The following is a 20846-nucleotide window of genomic DNA, read 5'->3' as shown; positions in this document are numbered from 1 at the left end:
GCCAGGTGGATCAGGAGTACGCGGCCAAGGGTGCCGCGTACTCCCGAGGTGCCTCGCCGAACGGGTCGGCCCGCGCGATATCGGCCAGCACGGAACGCAGCCAGATGTGCGAAGGATCGCGGTCCAGGAAGTGGTTCCACTGCATGCACATCTCCAGCGCGGGGATTTCCAGCGGCGGCGGCAGCAGGCGGATCGGGTAATAGCGGGCCAGCGTGCGGGCCAGGCGCGTGTGCATCGTGGCGATGCGGTTGGTGCCGATCACGAAGTGGGGAATGCTGGTGAAGTTGGTCGTCGTCACTTCGATGCGGCGGTCGTAGCCGCTCACCTTCAGGAACCACTCCTCGAAACTGGTCACCGCGTTGCCGAAGCGGGAAGACACGTGGCCCAGGCCCATGTACTGGTCCAGCGTCAGCGTGTCGCCGACCGCCGTGTTGCCGGTCCAGGCGATGCAGGTATAGGTTTCCTCGAACAGCACGTGCACCGGATGCGTTTCGGCGATGAACTTGCGGGGCAGGACGATCAGGTCCACCTCGGCGCGTTCCAGCAGGTCGATCGGGTTCGGTGTCGTCGGCAGCACGTCGAGCGTGATGTTCGGCGCGGCGCTGGCGATGCGCTGGCCCAGGTCGCCCAGCAGCACCGTCGAGATGTAGTCGCTGGCGAGAATGCGGAAGGCGCGGCTGGCCGTCTGCGGATCGAACTCGGGGCGGATGTCGATGGTCGCCTGGATCTGCAGCAGCACCTTGCGCACCGGGTCGCACAGGCTGGACGCCAGCGGCGTGAGGATCAGCGTGCGGCCGACGGGGACCAGCAGTTCGTCCTTGAAGTAGTCGCGCAGCCGGGCCAGCACGCCGCTGGTGGCCGACTGGCTCAGGTTCAGGCGGCCAGCCGCGCGGGTGATGCTTTTTTCGCTCAGCAGTGCGTCGAGCGCGACCAGCAGGTTCAGGTCGAGGCGGTTGAAACGCATGGTGTCTCCTTCGGTTTTTCTTGAAAATTATGCGGAGGATGATGCCACATCCCGCCAGCCGCCAAGGCGGCGCGGGCATCGGTTTTGTGGATACCTGTGATCGATACAATCCATTTTGCGGTGGCGCCGGCGGGCAGTACGCTTCACGCGACAATAACCTGACACCAAGCCGGAGACCGCAATGACCCGCCGCTTCATCGACCTTTCCATCTTCCTCGAGAACGAAGTACTGTCCGACCCGCCGCCGCTGGCGCCGAAGATCACGTACCAGAAACACACGGACACACTGCCCGAGTTCATGGCGATGATCCCCGGCACCACCGCCGCCGACTACCCGGACGGCGAAGCCGCCGCCGCCGAATGGGTGACGATGACCACCCACAGCGGCACCCACCTCGACGCGCCATACCACTTCCATTCCACGATGGATGCCGCCACCGGCGAAAAGAAGGCCTCGATCACGATCGACGAAGTACCGCTGGAGTGGTGCTTCCAGCCAGGCGTGAAGCTGGACTTCCGCCATTTCCCCGACGGCTACGTGGCCACCGCCGCCGACGTGGCCGCGGAACTGGACCGCATCGGCCACGAACTGCGCCCGCTGGACATCGTCGTCGTGAACACCGGCGCGGGCAGCCGCTATGGCCATAACGACTATGTTTCCGCCGGCTGCGGCATGGGCTACGAAGCCACCATGTACCTGCTGGAGCGGGGCGTGCGGTTGACCGGCACGGACGCATGGAGCTGGGACGCGCCGTTCTCGTACACGGCCAAGAAGATCGCGGAAACAGGCAACAAGGCGCTGATCTGGGAAGGCCACAAGGCCGGGCGCGACATCGGCTACTGCCACCTGGAGAAGCTGCACGCACTGGAGAAGCTGCCGGCGCATGGTTTCTATATCAGCTGCTTCCCGCACAAGGTGCGGCGCGGGTCGGCGGGGTGGACGCGGGCGGTGGCGATTTTCGACGATGGGTTGATGGCGCTGCCGCGCTGAGTTCGGCACCCCGGGCTTCGGTTTGTGGGCGCAACGGGACCGTGCAGGCGCCGCCGCCGCGCAGCCGACTAGCCTTTTTCTCTGCCATTAACTTTTTCGTCGATGTCTCTAACGGCAGTGGCGTGGTATAGCAGTAGAAACGCTACCGCAATGAACAATAGGTTTGCTACCGGTGATGCTGCAGTGCCGGCACAACGAAGGAACAAAGCTAGTTCTGCATCGGTCTCCATGCGCCGTGTTTGCGATGCATGGAATAAATCGGTTCACTTCCCGTAATCCAATGTTCCGCTGCTCATCGACGGTCCGCTGACATACGCTCGCTGAGATCCGTCGAAGGCTCGATAGAGAACGTGGAGTCCCCTCTTACTTTTAACGAATTCCCGCTGTCAGGATTGCGCCGGGGCCAATATCCCGTGCCACAGTGACTAAAAGGTGCTGTTCGAACGCTTATCGCGGTAGACGGAGCGTCATCCAAGCGGCCCCGTGGCACGCGAACAGTCAGCGTATTGGCCCTTCGAGCGTGACAATTGGCGAGAATTTAGCTGCGGAAATGGTGTATATTGACGCAACTTTACTTGCAATTTGCTAATCTGGTTGCATCACCTCCCTGCACGTCTGCACGTCACAATTAACCTGACAGCACCATTAGCGCGGTAAACGTTATCTTAAAGTACGTCCCGCGCTTGCCGTGCCACTGGACATTCACGGCCGGACTTTTCGCCACGCCCAGTGCGTACCGACGTCAGGTAATCGCATTCTGTCAGTAGCATAAATCGATCCTTAATATCTTCTCATCTATAAACACGCTTGATGGCCAACACAATTACCGGCACCGCAGCCGAAGACAATTTACTCGGTACATTTGACAACGACGTTCTCATCGGCGGTGCAGGAAGCGACACCATTGACGGAGGCGGCGGCGATGACCTGATAGAAGGTGGTGATGAATCCGGTGGATATTATGCTGATTACGGAGATAGCCTAAATGGCGGCGCGGGGAACGATACGATCCTCGGAGGCCAAGGAAATGACAGCATAGATGGCGCGGCTGGCGACGATGTGATCGACGCTGGCGCAGGAAATGACTACCTCGAGGTTAACGTCGGAAATGGGCAGGATACGCTTGCCGGTGGCGCTGGCAATGACCGCTTCAGCCTCTGGAGCTACGGTTCGGACACGTTCCAGAGTATCCAGGCCAATGGAGGCGATGGCGACGATCTTTTTTCTTTGTATATCAGCTCATATTCCTGGGCTGCCGATCCAGCGGTCGTTCTGACAGGTGGAGCCGGTACGGATACGTTCAGGTTCATCAGCGGTAATGCTACAGGTCCCTTTACGGTAACCGATTTCGCTGCCGGAGCAGGGGGCGACCGCATTGATATCACGGAATTGCTGGAGCAAAGCGCCAGCAACGGCGACTACAGCGGCGGTAACCCGTTCGCGGCCGACCAAGGTTTCCTGCGTTTGGTGCAGGACGGTGCTGACACACTGCTCCAATACGATTTCGACGGTGTCGCCGGCAAGAGTCAGGCCTTTCAGACCGCCATGACGCTGCAAAATACCAATGCGACTGAGTTTTCAGCGGAAAATGTTGTCGGTGGTATCAGCCCCGATGGAACCGCGGTGCCAGGGTTGGTGCTAGCTGGAACTGGCGACAATGATTTGCTCAATGGCAGTAGCTCCGACGATACGATCACCGGCGGTGCGGGAAGTGACACTATCAATGGAAGCGGCGGCGATGATCTTATCGCTGGAGGCGACGAATCCGGCGAAATCTATTACGACTACGGGGACAGCCTAAATGGCGGCGCGGGGAACGATACGATCCTCGGAGGCCAAGGAAATGACAGCATAGATGGCGCGGCTGGCAACGATGTGATCGACGCTGGCGCCGGAAATGATTACCTCGAGGTTAACGTCGGAAATGGGCAGGATACGCTTGTCGGTGGCGCTGGCAATGACCGCTTCAGCCTCTGGAGCTACGGTTCGGACACGTTCCAGAGTATCGAGGCCAATGGAGGCGATGGCGACGATCTTTTTTCTTTGTATATCAGCTCATATTCCTGGGCTGCCGATCCAGCGGTCGTGCTGACAGGTGGAGCCGGCACGGATACGTTCAGGTTCATCAGCGGTAATGCTACAGGTCCCTTTACGGTAACCGATTTCGCTGCCGGAGCAGGGGGCGACCGCATTGATATCACGGAATTGCTGGAGCAAAGCGCCAGCAACGGCGACTACAGCGGCGGTAACCCGTTCGCGGCCGACCAAGGTTTCCTGCGTTTGGTGCAGGACGGTGCTGACACACTGCTCCAATACGATTTCGACGGTGTCGCCGGCAAGAGTCAGGCCTTTCAGACCGTCATGACGCTGCAAAATACCAATGCGACTGAGTTTTCAGCGGAAAATGTTGTCGGTGGTATCAGCCCCGATGGAACCGCGGTGCCAGGGTTGGTGCTAGCTGGAACTGGCGACAATGATTTGCTCAATGGCAGTAGCTCCGACGATACGATCACCGGCGGTGCGGGAAGTGACACTATCAATGGAAGCGGCGGCGATGATCTTATCGCTGGAGGCGACGAATCCGGCGAAATCTATTACGACTACGGGGACAGCCTAAATGGCGGCGCGGGGAACGATACGATCCTCGGAGGCCAAGGAAATGACAGCATAGATGGCGCGGCTGGCAACGATGTGATCGACGCTGGCGCCGGAAATGATTACCTCGAGGTTAACGTCGGAAATGGGCAGGATACGCTTGCCGGTGGCGCTGGCAATGACCGCTTCAGCCTCTGGAGCTACGGTTCGGACACGTTCCAGAGTATCCAGGCCGATGGAGGCGATGGCGACGATCTTTTTTCTTTGTATATCAGCTCATATTCCTGGGCTGCCGATCCAGCGGTCGTTCTGACAGGTGGAGCCGGCACGGATACGTTCAGGTTCATCAGCGGTAATGCTACAGGTCCCTTTACGGTAACCGATTTCGCTGCCGGAGCAGGGGGCGACCGCATTGATATCACGGAACTGCTGGAGCAAAGCGCCAGCAACGGCGATTACAGCGGCGGTAACCCGTTCGCGGCCGACCAGGGTTTTCTGCGTTTGGTGCAGGACGGTGCTGACACACTGCTCCAATTCGATTCCGACGGTGCTTCCGGGCTGAATGCAACGTATCACACTGTGTTGACTCTCCTGAACGTCAAAGCTGCAGAGATGGTCAGCAATGTTGCCGAGGCATTGGCCATCAGTGGTACCCCAACTGACGACATGCTATCTGGCGGACCAGGGTTCGACACCATTTCCGGCCTGGCAGGCAACGATACCCTGGATGGCGGAAGCGGCGGCGACAGCATGTCTGGCGGTTCAGGTGACGACGTCTATTACGCAGACGATGTTGCAGACGTAGTCGTCGAGATCACCGGCGAAGGCCGCGATAAAGTCATCGCGACAGTGAACTTCACACTTGCGAACAACGTGGAAGACTTGCAGCTGCAGGGCAGCGCCCACGATGGGACGGGCAATGCCGGAGCCAACGTCATCACCGGAAACGATGGTGCAAACGTACTGAAGGGAGAGGCAGGAAATGACACGCTGTCCGGAGAAGCAGGGGACGACACGCTCGACGCGGGCAGCGGGCAAGACTTTGTGGATGGAGGAATCGGCGTCGATACGCTGAAGGTGGCCGGAAAGTTCGAATCTTATGCGCGTATCGCGTTGTCGGCTGACGAGACTGGGCTCGTCAACTTCAAGACTGGTGAAAGTATTTCGCTTCGCAATATCGAGATGGTGGGCTTCGCCGACGGAACCAAGACGATAGCCGCGGTTCGCCAGAACGATGGCCCCGAAGATCACTCCACGTCGACCGGAACCGATGGCAGCGATACGCTGGTCGGCGGTTCGACAAATGATGTACTGCTTGGACAAGGCGGCAACGACACGCTCGACGGGGGCATTGGCAATGACACCTTGGTCGGCGGAACAGGAGACGATACCTATGTCCTTGACACGATCGGGGATGTAATTACTGAACTGGCTGGCGGCGGTAACGATACAGCCTTGCTGGGCTTCAAGACCGCGGCAACGTACCAGCTTGCCGCCAATGTCGAGAACGCAGTCGTCACCGCGACGGCATTGGTCAAAGTCCATATCACCGGCAATACCCTCGACAACCGCCTGTCCGGCAACGCCGCCGCCAACACCCTGGCCGGCGGTGCCGGCAACGACACCCTTGATGGCGGCGCCGGCAGGGACACGCTGGCCGGCGGCGCGGGCGATGATCTGTATATCGTCGAGGCTGCCACGGATACGGTCACCGAAGCCGTGGGCGCCGGCTACGACACTGTGGAAACGGTGGCGACGAAATATACGCTCGGCGCGAATGTGGAGATGCTGCGCTACAACGGCAGCGCAGCCTTCAATGGCACCGGCAATGCGCTGGCCAATGGCATCACGGGCCGCGGCGGCAACGACAAGCTGTCCGGCGCCGGCGGGGACGACATCCTCGATGGCGCGGCCGGTAACGACTCGCTGTCCGGTGGCGACGGCAGCGACCTGCTGGTCGCCGGCACCGGCACCGACACTGTTGACGGTGGCACAGGCACCGATACCGCGTTCGTGCTGGGCGCATTCAGCGATTACGTCCGCCAGCGCACCACCACCGTCGACACCCGCCTGGTCAATGCCATGACCGGCGAGGACGTCACGCTGCGCAACGTCGAGCAGGTAATCTTCACCGATGGCGCCAGGACGCTGGCCGAAGTCACCGTCAACCTCGTCGGCGCCGGCAACGACCTGCTGGTCGGCACGGCGGACGACGACACGCTCGACGGCGCGCTGGGCAACGACACCCTGTCCGGCGGCGACGGTGACGATCTGTACGTCGTCAGCGCCGCCGGCGACGTGATCGTCGAAGCGGCCGGCGAAGGCAATGACTCGGTGCAGGTGGCGTTTGCCGTGGCCGGCAAGTTCGTGCTGGCCGCGAACGTCGAGAACGCGACAGTCGCGGCCAGCTCGAAAGCCGTGACCGTGACGGGCAACGGGCTCGATAACCTGCTGACCGGGAATGCCGGCGCGAATACCCTGGTCGGCGCCGAGGGCGACGACACGCTGGCCGGTGGCGCCGGCGCGGATTCGCTGGCCGGCGGCGCGGGCGACGATGTGTACGTGGTCGACGTGGCGGCCGATGCCGTCACCGAGGCGGCGAATGGCGGCATCGACCGCGTCGATGTATCGGCGGCCGCGTATACGCTGGGCGCCAACGTGGAGAACCTGCGCTACACGGGTGCCGGCACATTCAACGGCACCGGTAACGCGCTGGCCAACGAAATTTCCGGAGGCGCCGGCAACGACCGGCTGAACGGCGGTGCGGGCGACGACGTGCTGCTGCCCGGCACGGGCATCGACGTCGTCGACGGCGGCACCGGCACGGACACCGCGCAACTGGCCGGCGGGTTCGCCGACTATGTGCGCAGCCGGCCGACCGCGACGGATACGCTGCTGGTCAACGCGGCGACGGGCGAATCGGTCACCCTGCGCAACGTGGAACGCCTGCAGTTCGCGGACGGCGTGCGCGACGTGGCCGACGTGCACGCCAACGTTGCCAGCGTCGCCAACGATGTCATCACCGGCACCGGCGGCAACGACACGCTCGATGGGCTGGCCGGGAACGACACCATGACCGGCGGCCTTGGCGACGATACCTACGTGATCAGCGCCGCCGGCGACGTCGTGCTCGAAGATGCCGGCGCGGGGATCGACCAGGTGCGGGTCGCATTCACCGGCGGCGGTACCTATGCGCTCGCCGCCAACGTGGAACATGCCGCCATCGCCGTGACGGCGAACAGGGCCATCAACCTGGCGGGCAACGCACTCGCCAACACGTTGACCGGCAACGCGGCGGCCAACGCCATCGAAGGCGGTGCCGGCGACGACTCGCTCGCCGGCGGGGCCGGTAACGATACGCTGGGAGGGGGAACCGGCCGCGATGTGCTGTCCGGCGGCGCGGGGGCGGATGCCTTTGTCTTCAACGATGGCGGCAGCCTGGATACGGTCACCGATTTCGTGACCCGGTCCGACAAGCTGCGTATCGCACAGGGCGGCATCCGGATCGGCGACGGCGACCGCTCCGTCGAAGGCGCGGTGGTCTCGGCAGCGCCCGGCGGCTTCAAGGCTTCCGCCGAACTGGTCATCCTGACGGCCGACATCGACGGAGAAATCACTGCCGGGAAAGCGGCAGCCCAGATCGGCGCCGCGGCGAGCGCGTACCGTGAGGGAGCCACGGCCCTGTTTGTCGTGGACAACGGTATCGACAGCGCGGTCTTCCTGTTCCGGTCCACGGGCGGCGATGCCGAAGTTTCCGCTCCGGAGCTCACCGGGATCGCCGCGCTGGTCGGCACACCGGGCCTGGCTGCCAGCGATTGCGTCTTCGTTGCCTAGCATTGTCTGGATACTTCTAAAACAACCAGATGGCGGAAGATCCGTGTAAATGACAGTTTCTTGTCAGCGTTTATAGGATTCTTCCGCGCCGCAGCACGAGGTTTTGTCCGACAAACCTGTTCTCTCTCCACCCACGCCAGCCTGTACCGTGCAGTTCTAAGCTAGGGGCGGATCAACACTGGAGAGAAAACATGAGCCATGACACGAACAGTCCTGCATCCCCCGCCACCGGTTCCACGGCGCTCGAGCTGTGGGGCGGCCTCGAATGCACGATCAACCGCGTGTCGGACCAGTACTTCAGCCAGATGGAACGCAACGGCCACATCGACCGCCTCGATGACATCGACCGTTTCGCCTCGCTCGGTATCCGCGCGGTGCGCTATCCCGTGCTGTGGGAACGCACCGCGCCGGACGGCGTGGACAAGGCGGACTGGTCGTGGTCGGATGCGCGGCTGCCGCGCCTGCGCGACCTGGGCGTGGAACCGATTGCCGGCCTGGTGCACCACGGCAGCGGGCCGATGCACACCAGCCTGGTGTCGCCGTGCTTTGCCGAGAAGCTGGCCGAGTTCGCCGGCGCCGTCGCGCAACGCTATCCGTGGCTGACGTACTACACGCCGGTCAACGAGCCGTTGACGACTGCCCGGTTCTCCGCGCTGTCCGGGGTGTGGTACCCCCACGCGCGGTCGGAACAGTCGTTCGTGCGGGCGCTGCTGAACCAGTGCCGCGCCACCATCCTGGCGATGCGGGCGATCCGCGCCGTCAATCCCGATGCCAAGCTGGTACAGACGGACGACCTGTCGCGCACCTATGGCACGCCCGAGATGGCCGAACTGGTCGACTTCTTCAACGAACGCCGCTGGCTGTCGTGGGACCTGCTGTGCGGCATGGTCGGTCCGGAACATGCGCTGTACGACTTCATGCTGAAGTCCGGCGCCGATCCGGCTGAGCTGCAGTGGTTCCGCGACAACCCGTGCCCGCCGGACATCATCGGCGTCAATTACTACATCACCAGTGAACGCTGGCTCGACCACCGGGTCGAACGCTTCCCGGACAGCCACGTGCACGAGTACAAGGGTGTGCGCCATGCGGACATGGAAACCGCGCGCGTACTGGCCAACCCCACGCGCGGCATCGGCCCGCTGCTCGGGGAAGTCTGGGAGCGCTACAAACTGCCGGTGGCGATCACCGAGGCGCACATCGACGCCCACCGCGAAGACCAGCTGCGCTGGCTGCGGGAAATCTGGCAGGCCGCGCAGGCACAGCGCGATGACGGCGCCGACATCCGCGCCGTCACCGTGTGGGCGCTGCTGGGCTCTTATGACTGGAACTGCCTGGTGACGGCTTGCCATGGCTACTACGAACCCGGCCCGTTCGACGTGCGCGGCGCCGAACCGCGGCCGACCGCCGTGGCCGACCTGATGCGCCGGCTGTCGAGCGGGCGCCGGCTGGATCACCCGGTCCTGCATGGCAGCGGCTGGTGGCACCGGCCGGGGCGCTTCCTGTGCCAGCCCGTGGCGGCGCCCGCCGTGACGGCATCGCTGACCGAGCGCCAGCAGGCCAGGGCGGTGATGCCGCCGATCCTGGTAGCCGGGGCCAGCGGGGCCCTGGCGCGGGCTTTCGCCGCCCGCTGCAAGGCGCGCAACCTGCCGTGCGTGCTGGCCGGCCGCGACATGATGGATGCCACCGATCCCGCGGCGGTCGAGCGCATGATCCGCCAGCACCGGCCGTGGGCCATCGTCAACGCGGCGGGGTGCCGCCCGCCGGCGCCGGGCATGGCCGACGTGGGCCAGACGGATGAGCAGTACCGTGCCCATGTCGCCGGTGCCGTCGTGCTGGCCCTGGCGGCCGCGCGGCACGGGTTGCCGTACCAGATGTTCTCCAGCACGGCGGTGCTGGCCGGGGTCGAGGGCCGGCGCGACGAGGCGGCCGTTCCGGTGCCGCTCGATGCCTTCGGCGCATGCCAGGCCGAAGCCGAGCGCCGCGTGCAGGGTGCCAATCCCCGTTCGCTGATCGTGCGCAGCGGGCAGTTCTTCAGTGCGGACGGCGACGTCGGCCTGCTGGGCCAGGCGCTGGCATCGCTGCGCGACGGGCAGCCGGTGGCCATCCCGCCCGACCTGGCACTGGCGCCGAGCTACCTGCCGGACCTGGTGGACGCTTGCCTGGACCTCGCCGTCGATGGCGAACAGGGTATCTGGCACTTGAGCAACCACGGCGGCGTGGCGGCCGTGGACCTGGTGGCCCGTGCCGCGCAGCTGCTGGGACTGGGTACGATGCTGGTGCAGGATGCCGCCAACGACGCGCAACCGGTGCCGATGCTGGAGACGCGGCGCGGAGCGTTGCTGCCCTCGCTGGACTACGCGCTGGCCCGCTTCGCCGCCGCCAGCCAGGCCCAGGCCGTGGAGCGGCGCAGCGTGCCCCGAGCAGGGCGTGGGTGAGGAAGGGGTTTCGCGGAGCACCGCTCCGCCCCTTCCGAACGGCGCAGCCTTGCAAGGCTGCGACTGGGCAAGGAGGGAATGCCGTTTTGCAAAGCCCACCCAAGTGCAAGTTCCGGGGTCAGACCCGGCGGGTCTGACCCCAGCCGTTCGCTTTTGGGGTGAATGCATGCGCTTTCACGGAGTTGGCTAACACATAACGTCACGGCATCAGGCCAAGAAGGACAGCCGTTCAATAGTCCACCGCGGCCAGCAGGTCGATCATGACACCCGTCTGGTCGCGGCCTCGCGTGCGCAGGCGTGTTTTCAGTTGCGGCGCGGCGGCCACGGCGGCGGCGATGTTGGCGGCCAGCGCCGGCCGCAGCGGGTTGCTGCGGTTGGTCAGCCACACGCGCCAGCCGCGCCGGCGCGCGCCGTCGGCGATCCACACCAGCGTTTCCGACGCCGGATTGTCGTGCCGGCCATCGGCCGAGATCACGTAGTGGCGCGCTTGGACGCGGTGGAAGAATTCCGGCGCCAGGTTGCGGTCGCTGCCGTGGTGCGGCACCTTCAGCAGGTCGAAGAACACCTGGCCGTTTTCATCCAGGAAACCGGCTTCCTCCAGGCCCGCCAGTATGTGGTCGCCGCGCGCATCGCCCGTGAGCAGCATGCGCGCGCGCCTGCCGCGCGGTCCGCGCGCGGTGACGACCAGTACCAGGCTGGACAGGTTGAACACCGACCTGTCCACATAGGCGGCCGTGGCGGCGGCATCCTGCACGGTCTTGCGTTCCCACTCGATGGCCAGCTTGCGCAGGTGCGCCAGGTTCGGGCAGACCAGCTGCACGTCCAGCACGCCGAGGTCGAGCGGCAGCATCGTCGCGCCGCCCTCGGCGACCAGCGATGTGACGCCGCCGTTGATGGCCGCCTGCAGGCGCGCGATCTGTTCCAGCAATCCCTGGCCCTGGCGCACGCTGGCCTCCAGCGCCTGCAGGCTGGCGGGGCGCGCATGGCCATCGAGCGACGCCAGGGCGGCCTGCGCCGGTGCCGGCAGGTGGTCCAGCAGCGAGGCATCGAAGGTGTTGAGCCAGAACCGGTCGCACTGGGCCGGACAGTCTTCCGCGCCGAGGCTTTCGGCCAGCGCCAGCACGCCGCCGATATGGTCGCCGTCCAGGTGCGTGACGAGGATATGGCGCAGTTCCAGCGGCAGCTCGCCCAGCCGCTCGCCGATCTGCGCCAGGCGCGGGCGCAGCGTGCGTTGCCAGGTGGCGCGCGGGCCGCCGTCGATCAGCAGGTGGCGCGGCGCCGCGCTGTCGCCATAGTGCAGGATCAGTGCATCGCCCTCGGCGGCATCCAGCGCTTCCAGGGAAAACAGGGCGGCCATGTCATACCGCCTGCAGCGCGCGCAAGGCATCGACCAGGCCGCGGCCCTGGAACGATGGCTCGCGGCCCAGGTCCGTGGCCGAATCGCGCAGGATCGCCTTGACGCGGTCCGGATGGCCCATCAGCTCGGGATGGCGGGCCAGCAGCAGCGCCGCCACGCCGGACACGTGGGGCGCGGCCATGCTGGTGCCATCCATCGTGGCCGTCTTCCCGTGCGGCACCGTGGACGTGATCTTCTCGCCGGGGGCGACCAGGTCCGGCTTGGCGCGGCCGTCGCCGGTGGGGCCGCGGCTGGAAAAGTACGACACGCCAAACTGGTGCGGATCGCTCCGGTGCGTGGCGCCGACGGTGATCACGGCCTGCGCATTGCCGGGGTCCGTGAGGCTCTGGCCGCGGTACGCGCCGCCCAGGCTGGTGCGCGCGTAGGCTTCGTCGAAACCGAAGTTGCCCGCGGCCGCCACCACCACCACGCCGCTGCCGACCAGCCGGTTGCACTCCAGGCAGACCGGCGTGCTGCCGCAGCCGTAGCTGCGCACCGAATGGTGCAGCGACAGGCTGATGTTCAGGCCATGCACATATTGCCGGTCGCGGCTGCCGTTCAGGTAGCGCACGTATTGCAGCGCCGCGAGGATGGTGAATTCGTCGGCGTTGCCGTCGCTGTCGAACACGCGCAGGTCGAGTAGTTCGATCGCCGGGCACATGCCCAGCAGGTCGGTGCTGTCCGCCAGCTCGGCGGGCAGGGGCAGGCCCCGCTCCAGGTAGGCGCGGCCATGCCAGCCGGCGCCGAGGATGCCGGCGACATGGGTGCCGTGGCTGTCGGCCGGCGCTTCATAGTCGCCGGGCGCGTGCGGCACGTCGAGCAGCGGTTCGAGCAGCGACCAGTCCAGCATGCGGCCATCGGCCAGGTAGCGGGCGATGCGGCCGGCCCGTTCCAGCAGCGCCGCGCCGCCGGGATGGCGGGCAAGGCGCGCCATGACCGCTTTCGGGAGCGTGCCGGCGGTGAGGTCGGCGAGGCGCGTGAAGTCGAGGGTGCGCACGATGCGCGAGCGCCGCGGGTCGCGATCGTCGCTGGCCAGGTCGTCATTGGCCGGATCGTCTTTGGCCGGATCGTCTTTGGCGGGATTGTCACCGCCCGGATTGTCACCGCCCGGATTCTTACTGGCGGGATCACCGGTAGCGGGATCGCCGCCGGCCGGCCGCCCGCCCGGCCGGCGCGCACCATCGGGCGGCGTGGTGCGGACGAATGCGGGGTGGCCGGCATCGATGCCGGAATCGACGATGGCCCAGCGCACGCCGCGCCCGCCCGTATCGAACACGCGGCTGGCGGCATCGGCCTTCACCGTCATGCGGCTCCTGGTGACCGCGTGGCGGGCAGGGCGGTTGCGGGCGATGTGCCACAGCGGCGGCACGGCATCCGGCAGCGCATCGGACACCGCGCTGGTGCCCGCGATCTTCTTTGCACCGGGCGGTGCCGCGCGGGCATCTTCGCAGCAACTTGCCAGCACGCGCAGCACGGCGCGGCTTGCGGCCAGGATGTTCGCCTGCAGAGCGGTGTCGCCGATGCTGTCGCGCGTGACGCCGAGCAGGCCCAGGCCCACGTACAGCGCCGCCACGTTGACCAGGCGGACCAGCGCGCCGCGCCCGGCATCGGCCGGCCGTTCGCCGCCCGGGCCGGCGACCTCGTCGATCACCAGCCGGCCCACGTCCTTGAAGCGGCCGATGGTCTCCACCGATTGCAGGTGGTCCAGCACGTGCCGGCCCAGCGCCTGCGCCGTGCCGTCGCCGCGCAGCACCGCAGTTTCCAGGCGTTCCGCCGGGGCGATGCCGCGCCGCCACCATGCCGTCAGCGGCAGCAGGCGCAGCAGCGCGAAGAAGTCGAGCCGAGCCAGCAGGTGGGATTCGTTCGAGGCGATGATGGGTGGCGCGCCGTCCGCCGAGGCACCGGCATGGCAGGCGGCGATCGCCTGGCGCAGCGCGGCGGGGTCGATGTCGCTATGCGGGGTCAGCAGCAGCGACGCGGTGCCCGCGAAGCGCAGCTCGGCCGCGTAGTGCAGCCATACATCCGCGCCGATCGGCAGGTCGCTGGTGAAGCGGCCCGGTTCGGGCGCGCAGCCGGCGTAGACCAGCATGTACGCGAGATCGCGTGCCAGCGGCGTCAGCGGCGTGAACGGTTCGGCGGACATGGGCACCTCCACGGGACAGACGCGGGAAGGGAAGTACCAACATTGTAGTCACGGCTCGCTACCGGCGGTGAATTAAGTGGGGCCGGCTCCGCGATATTTAACTGCCGAGCTCGTGTCAGCGTGCCTGGAAGGAGTGATCCCTTGCAAGGGATCACCGCATTGCAGGCGCGGTGCGATGCACCACGAAACCCCTGCAATGGAAGGAGTGATCCCTTGCAAGGGATCACCGCATTGCAGGCGCGGTGCGATGCACCACGAAACCCCTGCAATGCCCCCCTGACACGGGCTCGGCTGTCAAGGCCGGCGAGGGAGGCGTCAGCCGAAGGCGCGGTACCGGAAGTTGCGGAAGCGGGCCTCGCCGGTGCCGGCCGCGTACAGCGCCGGTTTCAGCGACATGAAGCCGCCCCGCACGTTGTGGTGGTAGCCGGAGACTTCATACCCGCGCGGTCCCCGCGTCCACGTCTTGCCGTCGCCCGACAGGTGGATGCTGACCACGTGCCGGCGGTTGCGGATGCGCAGGAACACGCGCTTGCCGAACGGATTGGCGGGCTGGCCGTGCTCGGTGCCGTAGCGGTGCAGCACCAGGTTCTTTTCCTCGAAGCCCATGCCGCAATACAGCTTGTGGTCATAGAACAGCAGCAGGCCGGCGCGGGTGCCGGGATCCACCTCGATCTCGCACTCCACTTCGTAGTCCTGGTCGGGCACCACGAACACCAGCGGCGACGAGTCCGACGGCATCTTGCCGGCCGCCTTCAGGTGCAGCGTGCCGTTGCGGCGCATCAGCCGCTTCGACTCGTCCGGCGCGGGGTTGAAGAAGTTCCACTGGATGCCGTACTTGTCGGTGGAAAAATCGTCCGACAGCGGCATGCCGTGCGATTGCGCGCCACCGCCGGTGCCCTTGGCCGGCTTGGCGATCGGCTGCGCCAGGTCGCCGCCGCCGAAGTCCGGCCAGCCGTCGGCCGACCACGTGACGGGCGCCAGCAGGCATTGCCGGCCCAGCGTCCAGAAGCCGTTCTCGTAGCCGTGGTAAACGCTCCACCAGTCGCCGGCCGGGCCCTGCACCAGCGTGGCATGGCCGCGCGACCACCATTTCTCGGCCACGTCCGTGGTGCGCACCAGCGGGTTGCGCGGGTGGTGTTCCCACGGCCCGTCGATCGACTTCGAGCGCGCGGCGATGACCATGTGGCCGGTGGGCGGGCCCGAGGTGCCGCCCACCGCCAGGATCAGGTAGTAGTAGCCGTTATGGCGCAGCACCTTCGGCCCTTCCGGCGAGAAGGCTTCCACTTCCCAGTCGTCCGGATAGCGCCACGGCTCGTACACCTTTTCCGGCTTGCCGATCGTCGACAGGCCATCGTCGGCCAGCCGCACGCGGTCCACGCCGGACAGGAACAGCCAGCGCGAGCCGTCTTCGCCCACGGCGTGGCCGGGGTCGATGTGGCGCGGCAGGTCCAGGTCGATCGGGTCGGACCACGGCCCTTCGATCCGGTCCGCCCAGATCACCCACGACGTGGTTTTCGAGCCCGGCACCGCGGTCTTCTTGGTCGGGATGTAGAGGAAGTAGCGGCCCTTGTGCTTGCACAGTTCCGGCGCCCACACCGAACCGATGTTCCGGTGCAGCGTGGCCGTCACGGGCCGCCAGTTGACCAGGTCCTTCGAATGCCAGATCACCAGGCCGGGATAGGCGTCGAAGGTGGAAAACGTCATGTAGTAATCGTCGCCGTCCTTCAGGATCGACGGATCGGGGCGGTCGCCCGCCACGATCGGATTGAGGAAGGTGCCGTTGCCCAGGTCCGGTTTGCGCTGGCCTTCGAAGCCGGTGCCCCAGGCGGGGATGGCGGGCGCGCAGGCAGCGGCCGCCGCCGCCGGGGCCGGCGCGCCGGCTCCCAGCAGCAGCGAGCCGAGGCCCGCCGTTTTCATTGCGTCGCGTCGGGAAACCATCGGCGGCCCGGTCAGAACTTGTAGCGCACGCCGAGCAGGTACTCGCGGCCCGTCACGTTCAGCACGTTCACGTTGTTGCGCACGCTGCCCACGTACTGGTCGCTCGACTCGTTGGTGAGGTTGACGCCTTCGAACGTGAACTCCACCTTGTCATTGAGCTTGTACGACAGCGACAGGTCGACGTTGGTGGTCTCGTTCTTGCCGGCGACGTCGTTGTTGTTCTGCGCCGGCACGGTCTGCAGGTACGCGGAACGGTAGGCGCCGGTCAGGCGGGCGCTGAACTTGCCGTCGTCATAGTACAGCGTGGTGTTCCACGACTTGGGCGACAGGTTCACCAGCTCGTTGCGCACGGTGCCGCTGTTGGCGGTGGTGGCCGAGATGATGTAGTCGATCTTCGACGATACCTTGGTGTAGTTGGCGATCAGGCCGAAGTTGCGGCCCCACGCCGGCAGGAACGTGAACGGCTGCTGGTAGTTCAGCTCCACGCCGCGCAGCTTGCCGCCCGGGGTGTTGCGGAAGCTCGTCACGTCGAACATCTCGGTGCCGGTGAAGTTCGACGGCAGCAGCGACAGCGGCAGGCCGGTCTGGTTGTACGGCATCGATTCGCGCACGCCCTGCACGTAGCTGGCGATGTTCTTCTGGAACAGGCCCACGCCGACGAAGGCCTTGTTCGGGAAGTAGTACTCGAACGAGGCGTCGAAGGTCTTGGCGCGGAACGGTTCCAGCAGCGGGTTGCCCGACGAGATGCCCAGCGCGCCCACGGTGCTGACCGTGCCGCCCGGGTTCAGGTTGCCCAGTGGAGGACGCGACATCACCTTGGCCGCGGCCAGGCGCACCAGGAAGTCCGGCGTCACGTTGGCGGTGACGTTGAAGGCCGGCAGGAAGTCGTTGTACTCGTTCTCCACCGTGACCGGGGTGCCGCCGCCGGTGGCGACGTAGCCGGTGGCGGTCAGCTTGGTCTTCACGTAGCGGCCGCCGACATTGCCGCGTACCGGCAGGCCCCACAGTTCGGCATCGAAGTCGCCCTGCAGGTACACGCCGTTATCGCGCTCGGTGATGGCGCGGTTGTTGCCGCGAGCGCTCGTGTTGGAGAGCGACGTCAGCGTGAAGTCGCCCGGGCCGCCGGCCGGTCCCGTCTTCAGGCAGTTGCAGTAGGCATCGTACAGCGAGGTGATGGCCTTGATGTTCGGCATGACCCAGCTGGTGGCATTCCCCGCCGGCAGATCCTGGCCGGGGCCGAACCCGCTCAGCACAGAAGCCAGGCCGTTCACGTCGGTGCCGGCCGGCAGGCCGTAGATCGTTTCGGCCGTGTTGGCGCGGCGCGATTCCCACGTGTTGAACTTGTAGCGTTTCAGGTTGACGCCGCCCTTGAAGGTCCACGTGTCGGTGGCGCGCCACGCCAGGTCGGTGCTGAACACGTCGTTGGTGTTGTCGGTGCCGGCCGGGCGGATGCGGATCTCGCTCGGCAGCGCGTTGGCGGCCGACGTGGCGCCGGCCGGCACGCCGTAGATGCCCAGCACGCCAGCCTTGGTGACGTCGAACGGATAGGTGATCACCGGCAGGCGGCCGTTCTCGCGGAAGTCGACCGTGTAGCCGTTGACGTTCGGCGCATCCAGCGTGACGGTGGTCTGGATCGGGTTCTCGAACTTCGACTTGGCGTGGCCCAGCGCGGCGGTCAGGCGCCAGTCCTCGTTGATCTGGTGCGACAGGTTCAGCGTGGGCTGGAAGAACTTGGTCTGCATTTCGTCGTAGCGCGACTCGGAGCGGATATCCACGCCGTTGAACACGCCGTACGTCATGCGGCCCAGCGCATCGTACTGCACGTCGACCACGGAGGTCTGCGGCTTGCCGCCCGAGCTCAGGTTGCGCGAGAACGAGAAGCCCTCGATGTAGTTTTCCTCGCGGGTGGCGTCGAGGTCGGCGTACAGCATGTCCAGCGACAGGCGCGTGCCGCGCTGCGGTTTCCATTCGAACGAACCGGTGATGCCCAGGCGTTCCTGTTCGTGGACCATGCGGCCATAACGGGGGAAGCGCGGGTGGTAATTGTTCGGATCGCTGGCGGCATTGTAGGCCGCGATGTTTTCCGGCGTGCCGGGAAGGCGCTGCGAGGCCGGGAAGCCGGGCGTGGTGGGGCCGCAGGTGGTCGAGGTCGACGTGCCCACGCCCATCGGCGCGCACCAGCCGCCCACCGAAGGGCCGTTGTCCCAGCGGCCCGTGGAGAAGCCGTCCTCGTACAGGTTGCGCTTGCCCCAGGCCACGGAGACCAGGTAGCCCATGGTGTTGTTGTTGAAGGTGTCCGAGATCATGAACGCGCCGCGCGGGTCGGACTTCTCGGACAGGTCGTTGTAGCGGCCCTTCAGCATCGCGGTGGCGTTGAAGCCCCGCTTGGACAGGTCGAACGGACGCATGGTCTGCAGGTCGACGGTGGCGCCCAGCGAACCTTCTTCCACTTCGGCGGCGGAACTCTTGCGCACCGTCAGCGACGAGAACAGTTCCGAAGCAAACACGTTGAAGTCGAAGCCACGGCCGCGGTTGGTGCCGCCGCTGTTGTCGCTGCCGCCGGTGGTGGCCAGCGCCTCGATGCCGTTGATGCGCACGCGGGTGAAGTCTTGCCCCAGGCCCCGCACGGTAATGCTGCGGCCTTCGCCGGCGTCGCGGTCGATCGCCACGCCGGGCACGCGCTGCAGCGATTCGGCCAGGTTAGTGTCCGGGAACTTGCCGATGTCCTCGGCCTTCACCACGTCGACGATGCTGTTTTCCGTGCGCTTGGCATTGAGCGCGCTTTCCAGCGATGCGCGCAGGCCGGTCACGACCACGGTTTGTGTTTCAGCTACCGGTTCCTGCGCCTGTGCATTGGCCGTGGCATGGCTCATCGCCAGTACGGCCGCGGCGATCGCTGTCAGTTTCAATGCGGTTTTGTTGCTGTGCATCCAAGTCTCCTGTTCTGATTTTGTTCCGGATCTCTACGCTTGCTGGTACGTCAGCTGCGTGCACCGTGCGAGGTGCGTGCGGGATACATCATTGCGGAGCGCGGTTGCTTCGACAAATAACAAAAACGTATAGGTAGACAGGAAAACGATAACCTAATGATTTTTATGCGTCAACTTCGCTCAACATGCGCGCATTTCGCTCAGTTCGCGAATGGCGAGCGGCGCCGCGTCCAGCGAATTTGGTCGGGCCGCATGAGATTCTGTCAGACCAGTGAGGCATTTTCGCAACGACTGGTCAGGCCAGCTTGATGATTCTTGGGCGTTATTCGACCGTCGGGGCGGTGCCGAGCGCGGCTTGGCGCCGCTGCGGCGCGGAGGAGGCGGAGCGTCGTCCGAGCTCGCGTTCGACGTCGCGTGCCACGCCATCGAACAGCGCGGCCTGACGGGCCAGGCAGCCGGCGCGCTCGGCGGCGATGCGGTCGCGGTTCGCGTCCAGCGTGCCGCGGTCGAGCCGGAAGCCGAATTCCGCCGGCGCGCGCCGGTCCACCCGGCCCAGCACGCGCGCCACCATCACGTCGCCGAGGGCCGGCTTGAAGTGGCCCGCTTCCCAATACCAGCGCGTGCGCGCCGTGCTGCCCGGTGCCGGGACGGGCTCGCACTGGATCGCGCCGTAGCCGGAGAAGTCATGCACCGCGATGCGGGCGGCCGGATGGCGCCGCCGGCCGGCCTCGGCTTCTTCGACGAGGATCGCCTTCCATGCCTCGAAGCGGGGCCACAGCTTGGCCTGCTCGAACAGTGCCATCAGCTGCGCATGGTAAGGATAGATGACGAGATCGATGGCGACCTCGGGGTCGGCGCCCGCCGCGGTGTCGATCAGCGCGGCGGCCTGGGCGCGCACGGCCGGGACATGCAGGCCGCCGGCGGCCGCGGCGGCCAGCTTGCGCGTGTTCTCGGCGGCCCGCTGGCTGAACAGCGCGGCATAGCCTTCCGTGGCGGCCGCCTGGTGATACTGCAGCAGCGGATTGTGGCCGCGCAGCGTGGCCATTGCGGCCTGGGGCTGGCGCTGGATCGCCACGGTGACCAGGGCATCCTTCAGCGACGCGAACGAATACAGCGTATCGGCGCGCCATGCGTGCGCGCGCCAGCCGGACGGTGGCTCCGGCTGCACCGGCGCCACCGTCCCGGGCGGCAGGGGCTGGTTGGTCAGCGCATCGACGAACTCCATGCCGGCGATCACGTGGCGCGGCGGATGGCCGCCCCGGGCCAGGTAGCGAACCTGGTCGACGGCCAGCGCCGTGCTGGTGCCGGCCAGGGCCAGGTTGAACGCGTTCCGGTCGGCCAGGTGCGGGCCGTCCGGGTCGACGCCCACTTCCATGCGCGAGTTGCCGGCGATGACGATCTCGGGCCGGAAGCGCTCGGCGCGCGCCAGGCGGATCTCGTTGCGGTAGCGTTCCACCGGCGGCTTCACGCGGTTGAAGCCCGGGATGTCGGCCAGCGCATACAGGCCGTAGGGATCGACCAGCAGCACGAAGCCGGCCACCGCGGCGCTGGCGCCGGCGACCGTGCCCAGAATCCAGCGGAGGTAGTGGCGATAAGGGTTCGGGTCGGCGCTCATGTGGC

General features: G+C 66.0%; 9 protein-coding genes. 3 read left to right on the top strand and 6 right to left on the bottom strand.

Translation table 11 applies throughout. From position 1 onward, the window contains the following. Nucleotides 1-10: 10 nt before the first annotated feature. The gene (locus EYF70_RS14845) at nucleotides 11-964 is read right to left on the bottom strand and encodes a LysR family transcriptional regulator (RefSeq protein ID WP_131146105.1); all 954 of its coding nucleotides are present in this window, start codon (nucleotides 962-964) and stop codon (nucleotides 11-13) included. Between the two features lie 181 nt (nucleotides 965-1145). On the opposite strand from EYF70_RS14845, the gene EYF70_RS14840 reads away from it, so the two are divergent. From EYF70_RS14840 to EYF70_RS14830, 3 genes are all read left to right on the top strand, one after another. Next, nucleotides 1146-1955 (top strand): cyclase family protein, encoded by an 810-nt coding sequence (locus tag EYF70_RS14840; protein ID WP_131146104.1) that lies wholly within the window; start codon nucleotides 1146-1148, stop codon nucleotides 1953-1955. 810 nt (nucleotides 1956-2765) lie between these two features. Continuing rightward, on the top strand, nucleotides 2766-8384 hold the full coding sequence (locus tag EYF70_RS14835; RefSeq protein ID WP_131146103.1) for a beta strand repeat-containing protein: 5619 nt from the start codon (nucleotides 2766-2768) through the stop codon (nucleotides 8382-8384). A 191-nt stretch (nucleotides 8385-8575) separates the two neighbouring features. Continuing rightward, nucleotides 8576-10819: a family 1 glycosylhydrolase gene (locus tag EYF70_RS14830; RefSeq protein ID WP_229420871.1), complete on the top strand. Its 2244-nt coding sequence runs from the start codon at nucleotides 8576-8578 to the stop codon at nucleotides 10817-10819. A gap of 229 nt (nucleotides 10820-11048) precedes the next feature. On the opposite strand, the gene EYF70_RS14825 is transcribed toward EYF70_RS14830, so the two are convergent. The 5 genes from EYF70_RS14825 to EYF70_RS14805 all read right to left on the bottom strand — a co-directional run bounded on the left by EYF70_RS14825 (nucleotide 11049) and on the right by EYF70_RS14805 (nucleotide 20841). Next, the gene (locus EYF70_RS14825; protein WP_165497671.1) at nucleotides 11049-12176 is read right to left on the bottom strand and encodes an MBL fold metallo-hydrolase; all 1128 of its coding nucleotides are present in this window, start codon (nucleotides 12174-12176) and stop codon (nucleotides 11049-11051) included. 1 nt (nucleotide 12177) lies between these two features. Then, on the bottom strand, nucleotides 12178-14358 hold the full coding sequence (locus EYF70_RS31625; protein WP_131146101.1) for a S8 family serine peptidase: 2181 nt from the start codon (nucleotides 14356-14358) through the stop codon (nucleotides 12178-12180). 315 nt (nucleotides 14359-14673) lie between these two features. Next, nucleotides 14674-16275, bottom strand: a complete 1602-nt coding sequence (locus EYF70_RS14815; protein ID WP_218943789.1) for a family 43 glycosylhydrolase — start codon at nucleotides 16273-16275, stop codon at nucleotides 14674-14676. A gap of 32 nt (nucleotides 16276-16307) precedes the next feature. Further along, nucleotides 16308-19226 (bottom strand): TonB-dependent receptor, encoded by a 2919-nt coding sequence (locus EYF70_RS14810; protein WP_131146099.1) that lies wholly within the window; start codon nucleotides 19224-19226, stop codon nucleotides 16308-16310. A 322-nt stretch (nucleotides 19227-19548) separates the two neighbouring features. After that, nucleotides 19549-20841 (bottom strand): hypothetical protein, encoded by a 1293-nt coding sequence (locus EYF70_RS14805; protein ID WP_131146098.1) that lies wholly within the window; start codon nucleotides 20839-20841, stop codon nucleotides 19549-19551. Nucleotides 20842-20846: the final 5 nt, after the last annotated feature.

The organism is Pseudoduganella albidiflava (assembly GCF_004322755.1).
In the GTDB taxonomy this organism is placed as follows: domain Bacteria; phylum Pseudomonadota; class Gammaproteobacteria; order Burkholderiales; family Burkholderiaceae_D; genus Rugamonas; species Rugamonas albidiflava.
The sequence above is the reverse complement of the archived record's forward strand: the minus strand, read 5'-3'. Positions and strand labels throughout refer to the sequence as shown.